The organism is Microvirga sp. P4_G7 (genome assembly GCF_056401005.1).
Genome location: NZ_JBFUKD010000962.1, coordinates 1 through 1,079, shown reverse-complemented (window position 1 = coordinate 1,079; position 1,079 = coordinate 1). Strand labels below are relative to the sequence as shown.

Below are 1,079 nucleotides of genomic sequence, written 5' to 3'. Positions count from 1 at the left end.
GACGGTGCGTTCCATGGCAGTGTCGGCGGCGGACGGCTCGAATGGCGCATGATGGAACTCGCGCAGGATCTGTTGAGACGCCGCGACACCGGCGCAAAGTTCGTCGACCAGGCCCTGGGGCCCAGTCTCGGCCAATGCTGCGGCGGCGTCGTGAAAATGCTGATCGAGGGCTTCTACCGCGATGACGGAGCGATGCTCGCCGCTTTGGCGAAGGCGGAGCAAACAGGCGCTTTCGACGTGACGTGTCGGCTCGAGAACGAGCGCGTCCATCGCGAGATCGTCTTCGGCGCGAAGCCGGCAACTGTTGGGCCGAGCGCTGAGAAGGAATGGCTGGAATCGCATGGCGAGTCGTACGTTCCCGTATTGCTGTTCGGTGCGGGGCATGTGGGGCGAGCGCTGGTTTTCGCCCTCGCGCCGCTGCCGTTCACTGTACGGTGGATCGATGAGCGGGATGCCGCGTTTCCATCGCACGTTCCCCCCAACGTCACGAAAGTGCGAGCGTCTGATCTTCCGGCCGAAATCGAAGCCGCGCCCGATGGAGCCTTCATCCTCGTCATGACTCACGACCATGCGCTCGATCTCGCCATTACCGCGGCGGCCCTGCAGCGCGGATTTCCATACGTCGGCCTGATTGGCAGCGAAACCAAACGCGCTCGCTTCGAGAGTCACTTCCGCAAGATCGCGATGTCCGAAGATCATATCCGTTCGCTCGTCTGTCCCATCGGCATCGGCGGAATACGGGGAAAGGAACCCGCGACGATTGCCGCCTCTGTCGCGGCGCAGCTTCTGCAAACGGCCGAGGCCCTGCGCGCCGCGTGACCCCTCTCGCCTCTCTCCCGACGAACGGCTAAAGAGTTTTCTATGAGCAATGTCGATACCAACGATCAGATCTATATCGCCCGCGCCGTCGCATTGTCGCGCCAGCACATGGACGAGGGCGCCGGCGGTCCCTTCGGCGCCGTCATCGTCCGCGATGGAAAGGTGATCGGCGAGGGGTGGAATGAAGTCACTTCCAGCAACGATCCCACGGCCCATGCGGAGGTCGTCGCCATCCGCAAGGCCTGCAAGGACTTGAACGA

At 63.1% G+C, this 1,079-nt stretch carries 2 protein-coding genes; both read left to right on the top strand.

Going from position 1 to position 1,079, the window contains the following annotated elements; all coding sequences use genetic code 11:
- The coding region (xdhC, locus tag AC1DT3_RS22240; protein WP_477467344.1) for a xanthine dehydrogenase accessory protein XdhC at positions 1-819 on the top strand (819 nt) is incomplete at its 5' end.
- Positions 820-861: 42 nt separating this feature from the next.
- Positions 862-1,079, top strand: a 218-nt coding sequence (locus tag AC1DT3_RS22235) for a nucleoside deaminase (protein ID WP_477467343.1), incomplete at its 3' end; no start/stop codon positions are given.